8 protein-coding genes are annotated in these 6,267 nt (G+C 29.4%); all 8 read left to right on the top strand.

The annotated features are described in order from the left end of the window. The first annotated feature begins 286 nt into the window (after positions 1–286). The 8 genes from LPC13_RS13760 to LPC13_RS13725 all read left to right on the top strand — a co-directional run bounded on the left by LPC13_RS13760 (position 287) and on the right by LPC13_RS13725 (position 6,226). Positions 287–1,006 carry a carbonic anhydrase gene (locus tag LPC13_RS13760; RefSeq protein ID WP_195245589.1) on the top strand — a complete coding sequence of 240 codons (720 nt, stop codon included), beginning with the start codon at positions 287–289 and terminating at the stop codon, positions 1,004–1,006. A gap of 113 nt (positions 1,007–1,119) precedes the next feature. Beyond that, positions 1,120–1,422, top strand: coding sequence for an urease subunit gamma (locus LPC13_RS13755; protein WP_005214670.1), 303 nt, complete (start codon positions 1,120–1,122; stop codon positions 1,420–1,422). Positions 1,423–1,438: 16 nt separating this feature from the next. Then, positions 1,439–1,774, top strand: a complete 336-nt coding sequence (gene ureB, locus LPC13_RS13750) for an urease subunit beta (RefSeq protein ID WP_005214671.1) — start codon at positions 1,439–1,441, stop codon at positions 1,772–1,774. After that, positions 1,774–3,489, top strand: coding sequence for an urease subunit alpha (gene ureC, locus LPC13_RS13745; protein ID WP_005214672.1), 1,716 nt, complete (start codon positions 1,774–1,776; stop codon positions 3,487–3,489). The genes ureB and ureC overlap by 1 nt, the downstream gene beginning before the upstream one ends. Positions 3,490–3,504: 15 nt before the next feature. Beyond that, positions 3,505–3,969: an urease accessory protein UreE gene (locus LPC13_RS13740; RefSeq protein WP_234088896.1), complete on the top strand. Its 465-nt coding sequence runs from the start codon at positions 3,505–3,507 to the stop codon at positions 3,967–3,969. Beyond that, positions 3,959–4,663, top strand: a complete 705-nt coding sequence (locus tag LPC13_RS13735; protein WP_005214674.1) for an urease accessory protein UreF — start codon at positions 3,959–3,961, stop codon at positions 4,661–4,663. The genes LPC13_RS13740 and LPC13_RS13735 overlap by 11 nt, the downstream gene beginning before the upstream one ends. Before the next feature lie 101 nt (positions 4,664–4,764). Further along, positions 4,765–5,376 (top strand): urease accessory protein UreG, encoded by a 612-nt coding sequence (gene ureG / locus LPC13_RS13730; RefSeq protein ID WP_005214675.1) that lies wholly within the window; start codon positions 4,765–4,767, stop codon positions 5,374–5,376. A gap of 1 nt (position 5,377) precedes the next feature. Continuing rightward, positions 5,378–6,226, top strand: coding sequence for an urease accessory protein UreD (locus LPC13_RS13725; protein WP_005214676.1), 849 nt, complete (start codon positions 5,378–5,380; stop codon positions 6,224–6,226). The last annotated feature ends 41 nt before the right edge of the window (positions 6,227–6,267 follow it).

The following is a 6,267-nucleotide window of genomic DNA, read 5'->3' as shown; positions in this document are numbered from 1 at the left end:
AAATTAATATATTTTAAATTATATTACATATTTGTATAAAATTAAAGACTACTGACACTTTGTCAGCAGTCTGGAAAACATAAAATATGCTAATTTTATATTAGCATATTTTATGTTTTTTTATTTAATTAAGGCAATGATGGTAGCAAGTAGCTTTAAAAAATATATATAAATTTAAAATAGTATATTAAATGAATATGTTATCAAATTTTTGTTCATATTATATTTGATATGGTATATGTAAAAAATAAACTATACAATTGTATAAATACATAGGAGGAAATCTATGAAAAAGAAATTAGTTTTGATAGCGATGATTAGTGTTTCAATTTTATATGGGTGTAGTAAAGGTAATTCAAATACTGCAATAGAGAATAACACTGAAGGAAAACCCATAATAGAAGAAAATGTTAGTGAAAATCTAAATATAGATACTAATATTAAGTCAAGTGATGAAGCTTTAACTATGCTTAAAGATGGAAATGAGAGATTTTTAAATGATAAGTCAGAACTGAGAAATATAAATCAGCAAAGGAGGGATCAATTAAAGGAAGGTCAAAATCCTTATGCGGTAATAGTTTCTTGTTCAGATTCAAGAGTAACACCAACGACGATTTTTAATGCAGGACTTGGAGAGATATTTGATATAAGAATTGCAGGAAATGTAGTTGATGATGATGCATTAGGTTCAATAGAATACGCTATTGAACATTGTAATACTCCTTTGATAGTTGTTATAGGACATCAAAGTTGTGGAGCTGTAACTGCAGCGTACAATAAGGTAATTAAAGGTGAAGCTTTAGAAGGTCATATAGAAGATATTGTAGAAAAAATTGAACCAAGTATAGATAAAAATGCAACTTTAGATGATGCCATTAATAAAAATATAGAAGCGACAATTAAGAAAATTTTAGAAGATGAATCAATAAAAAAATTTATTGATGAAGGAAAAGTAAAAATAGTTGGAGCATACTATGATTTAGGTGGTAAAGTGACCTTTAAATAAGAAAAAAGAGATAAGGTGTAAAAAAATGGTGAATAAAAAAATGCTTTAATGGAAAAATAACGGATATAATAAAGTTTATTTTATAAACATAAAAAAGTAAGGAGGAATTTATTTTGCATTTAACTATTAGAGAACAAGAAAAACTGATGATTGCTGTTGCATCAGATGTAGCTCGTAAAAGAAAAGCTAAAGGTTTAAAACTTAATTATCCAGAAGCTATGGCAATAATAACAGATGAAATGTTAGAAGGTGCTAGAGAAGGTAAAAGAGTTGAGGAATTGATGGATTATGGAACAACAATATTAAGTAGAAGTGATGTAATGGAAGGTGTTCCAGAAATGATACATACTGTTCAAGTAGAATGTACTTTCCCAGATGGAACTAAATTAGTTACAGTACATGACCCAATTAAATAGGATGGAGGAGTAGTAAATGGTACCTGGTGAATTAAAAATACAAGAAGGAACTATAGAATATAATGCAGGAAAAAAAGCTATAAAAATACAAGTTGTAAATACTGGAGATAGACCAGTACAAATAGGTTCACATTATCATTTTTATGAAGTAAATGATTCTTTATCTTTTGATAGAAAAGCAGCTTGGGGAAAAAGATTAGATATACCTTCAGGAACAGCTGTAAGATTTGAACCTGGCGATAAAAAGGAGGTAAATTTAATAGATATTGGTGGATACAGAAGAGTTTATGGAATTAGAAATATGTGTGATGGATTCTTAGATGGAATGTCAAAAGGGAGCGGTGAAAAGTAATGAGTTTTGAAATAGACAGACATAGATATTGTGAATTATTTGGACCAACAGAAGGTGACAGTATTAGATTAGGAGATACTGATTTATTTATAAAAATTGAAAAGGATTATACTGGATATGGTAATGAATGTAAGTTTGGTGGTGGTAAAACACTTAGAGATGGTATGGGGCAAAATGCCACACAAACAAATAAAAACCCAGAAGTTGCTGATTTAATTATAACAGGAGCAACAATAGTTGATTATACTGGGATATATAAAGCAGATGTTGGAATTAAAGATGGAAAGATACTTGCTATTGGTAAAGGGGGCAACCCAGATACAATGGATGATGTTGACTTTGTAGTTGGTGTTGGAACTGAAGCTTTAGCAGGAGAAGGAAGAATATTAACAGCAGGAGGAATAGACACTCACGTTCACTATATTCATCCAGGCTGTGCGGAAGTTGCTTTAGAAAATGGAATAACTACATTAGTTGGTGGAGGAACAGGTCCAATAGACGGAACAAATGCTGTTACTTCAACTCCAGGTCCATGGAATATTAAGAGAATGCTTCAATCTGCGGAGGGATGGCCAGTGAATGTTGGCTTTTTAGGAAAAGGTAGTGGAGCTAACATTGATGTAAATGCTCAACAAATAGAAGCAGGTGCAATTGGATTAAAAGTTCATGAAGACTGGGGAGCAACAAGATCTGCTATAAATTATTCACTTGAAACAGCTGAAAAATATGATATTCAAGTTGCTTTGCATAGTGATACTTTAAATGAAGGTGGATTTGTAGAACATACTATAGAAGCAATAGCTGGTAGGGTAATACATACATATCATACTGAAGGAGCCGGTGGTGGGCATGCGCCTGACTTAATGAAGGTTGCGTCACAAATAAATATACTACCAGCATCAACAAATCCAACTAAACCTTATACAGTAAATACAATTGCTGAACATTTAGATATGTTGATGGTTTGTCATCATTTAGATGCAAAAGTTCCAGAAGATATAGCTTTTGCTGATTCAAGAATTAGACATCAAACAATAGCAGCTGAAGATATATTCCAAGATATGGGTATTTTTAGTATTATGAGTTCTGATACATTAGCAATGGGAAGAATTGGAGAAGTTGTAACAAGAACTTGGCAAACAGCTTCAAAGATGAAGAAACAAAGAGGAACTTTCCCAGATGATAGTGAATATAGTGACAATAATAGAGTAAGAAGATATATAGCTAAATATACTATTAACCCTGCAATAGCACAAGGTATGGATAAGTATATAGGTTCTGTAGAAGTTGGTAAGATAGCTGATTTAGTACTATGGGAACCACCATATTTTGGGGTTAAACCACATTTAATACTTAAAGGTGGAATGGCTATTAGAGGAATAATTGGTGATGCAAATGCTTCAATTCCAACATGTCAACCAGTTATCTATAGAGATTGTTATGGAGCATTTGGAAAAGCAAAGGAAGCAACTTGTATTACATTTGTTTCTAAATATGCATATGAGCATGGAATTAAAGAAGAACTAGGATTAGAAAAGATAGTATTACCAGTAGGAGGAATTAGAAATTTAACTAAGAAGAGTATGAAGTTAAACTGTGAAACACCAGAAATAACTGTAGATCCTCAAACTTATGATGTAAAAGTTAATGGTGAGCTTGTAACTTGTGAGCCAGCAGAGGAATTACCATTAGCTCAAAGATATTATTTATTTTAAAAAGGAGAGAGTTATATGATTTTTAACCAAATAATAGATAATATTGATAATATCGAGGATTTATCAGAGTTTCATGTAGAAAAGATTTATATAAATAGTGAAGATAGTCTTAAAAGGATATTGAGAGTTACATCTGATCATAATAGGGAATATGGGATTGCATTAGAAAAAAATGAAAAATTAAGAGATGGAGATATAGTATATAAAGATAATAAAAATATTATTGTTGTAAAAATAAAAGGTGATGATGTTTTAGTTATAAAACCAAAAGATATAACTGAAATGGGAATTATAGCTCATAGTCTTGGAAATCGTCATTTACAAGCTCAGTTTGAAGGTGGAAAGATGATAATTCAATATGATGCATTAGTAGAAGAAGAATTAAAAAAAGACGGTATAAATTATTCTAGAGAAAATTTAAAATTGAAAAAAGCATTCAGACACGTAGAATTTGGGCATACCCATACTCATGCTAATTAATAATAATGACATTTTAAATGTCCTAAGAGTTATTCAAGTTTGCGATTCCAATTTTCCAGTTGGTTCTTTTAATCACTCATATGGTATGGAAACTTATTTGCGTTTAAATAGAGTTTATAATGCCAACACTTTTAGAGAGTGGCTTAATGTGTATTTGAAGGAACAATTTATATATACAGATGCTTTAGCTATAAAAATGCTTTATGAATATTTAAATGATAATAATTTAAGGTCAGTTTATGAGTTAGATAGACTTATAACAGTTCAATGTGTAGCTAAAGAAAGTAGAAATGCTGGGAAATTAGTGGCTAGCAGAATGATAAAGCTTTTCATGGAGTTGTATGATATAGATTTATTAAAAAATTATGATGAAAAGCTTAGGAAAAAAGAATGCTTTGGACATCCTGCATTAGTATTTGGAATGCTTATGTATTCTTTAGGATTTAATTTAGAAGAAGCTATAATTTATCATATGTATAGTACAATTTCAACTCTTATAAGCAATGCAGTAAGAACTATTCCATTAGGTCAAAAAGATGGTCAGATATTACTTAAAGAATTTATTGAAGAAGCTGGGAAGCTTTATGATGTAGTAATTAATTTAGATTACGATTATTTTGGAGCTAATAGTCCAGGTTTAGAGCTTTCACAAATAAAGCATGAAATTATGGAATTTAGGCTTTTTATGTCGTAATAAAAATTCTATAGTAACTTATGAATTATGAGTGTTCTTTAAAGGATAATCGTAATTCATAAGTTATAAATTTATAAATAAAAAGAAAGGGTGTTGATTTTATGAAACCAGTAGTTATAGGGGTTGGAGGTCCTGTAGGTAGTGGAAAAACGCTACTTATAGAAAGGGTAACTAGAAAAATGAATGATAATTATAATTGTGCAGTTATCACAAATGATATATATACAAAAGAAGATGCTAAATTTATGGTGAAAAACTCTGTTTTAGATGAAAATCATGTTATTGGTGTTGAAACAGGAGGATGTCCACATACAGCAATAAGAGAAGATGCTTCTATGAACTTTGAGGCTTTAGAAGAATTAAAGAATAGATTTGATGATTTAGATATAATTTTTCTAGAAAGTGGAGGAGATAATTTAGCAGCAACTTTTAGTCCTGATTTAGTTGATTTTTCTATATATATAATTGATGTTGCCCAAGGGGAAAAGATACCAAGAAAAGCAGGTCAAGGTATGATAAAAAGTGATTTATTTATTATAAATAAGGTAGATTTAGCACCATATGTTGGAGCAGATTTAGAGGTTATGAGAAAAGATACATTAGCTTTTAGAGATGAAAAGAGTTTTATATTTACAAATCTTAAAACTGATGAAGGAATAGATACTGTTATAGATTGGATTAAGAAAAATTGTTTATTAGAGGATATTTATTAATATGATTAACGAAGTAGTATCTAAAAATAAATACTCAGGTATTATAGAGTTAGTATTAGAAAATAAAGACAATAAAACAATATCAACTAAAAAAATTTATAAGGGGCTATCAAGAGTATCACCATCAACTAAAATGGATAGAGAAAATATATCAACATTCTATTTAATAGGGCTTGGAGGAGGATATATTGAGGGTGAGAAATATAAAAATACTTTTATATTAAAAGATGAAACAAGAGCAATAATAACAACTCAAGCATCAACTAAGGTGTATAAATGTACACATGGACTTAAAGCGGAGCAAGAAACTATTATAAGGATAGGGAAAAATAGTATATTAGAATATATAACAGACTCTGTAATTTTATATAAGGATGCAATATATAAACAAGTAAATAACATATATTTAGATGAAACATCAACATTAATCTATAGTGATGGAATTACTGCTGGTTGGTCTCCAGAAGGTGATAAATTTAAATATAATAGTGTTCAATTAAAAAGTAATGTATATATAAATGACAAAATAGTATTACTAGATAATTTAATTATTAATCCTACCAATAATGATGTTACTCAATTAGGGTTTTTTGAAGAATATTTAAATTTTGGAACAATACTTGTTATTAATAAGAATATTACAGATGAGGTTGTAGAAGAAATAAGAAAATTATTGGCAAAGATAGATTTACCAATAGATTATGGTATATCAAAACTAGAAACAACTGGTTTTGTACTTAGGGTGTTAGGAAATTTAACTCAGCACATAGAATATGTTATGAATGTTTGTCACAATTATGTGAGAAAAAGTTTTTTGGATTCTAAAGAGTTAATTATAAGAAAAAATTAATATCTAAATTTAACAAATGATAAATCTAAGAGGAGTGATTC

Source organism: Clostridium celatum (genome assembly GCF_021412605.1).
Lineage (GTDB): Bacteria > Bacillota > Clostridia > Clostridiales > Clostridiaceae > Clostridium > Clostridium celatum.
The sequence above is the reverse complement of the archived record's forward strand: the minus strand, read 5'-3'. Positions and strand labels throughout refer to the sequence as shown.

Excerpts from the sequence above, each read along its gene's own strand:
- ureG (WP_005214675.1), top strand. The coding sequence starts at position 4,765 with ATGAAACCAGTAGTTATAGGGGTTGGAGGTCCTGTAGGTAGTGGAAAA.
- LPC13_RS13740 (WP_234088896.1), top strand. The coding sequence starts at position 3,505 with ATGATTTTTAACCAAATAATAGATAATATTGATAATATCGAGGATTTA.
- ureB (WP_005214671.1), top strand. The coding sequence starts at position 1,439 with ATGGTACCTGGTGAATTAAAAATACAAGAAGGAACTATAGAATATAAT.
- LPC13_RS13725 (WP_005214676.1), top strand. The coding sequence starts at position 5,378 with ATGATTAACGAAGTAGTATCTAAAAATAAATACTCAGGTATTATAGAG.
- ureC (WP_005214672.1), top strand. The coding sequence starts at position 1,774 with ATGAGTTTTGAAATAGACAGACATAGATATTGTGAATTATTTGGACCA.
- LPC13_RS13735 (WP_005214674.1), top strand. The coding sequence starts at position 3,959 with ATGCTAATTAATAATAATGACATTTTAAATGTCCTAAGAGTTATTCAA.
- LPC13_RS13760 (WP_195245589.1), top strand. The coding sequence starts at position 287 with ATGAAAAAGAAATTAGTTTTGATAGCGATGATTAGTGTTTCAATTTTA.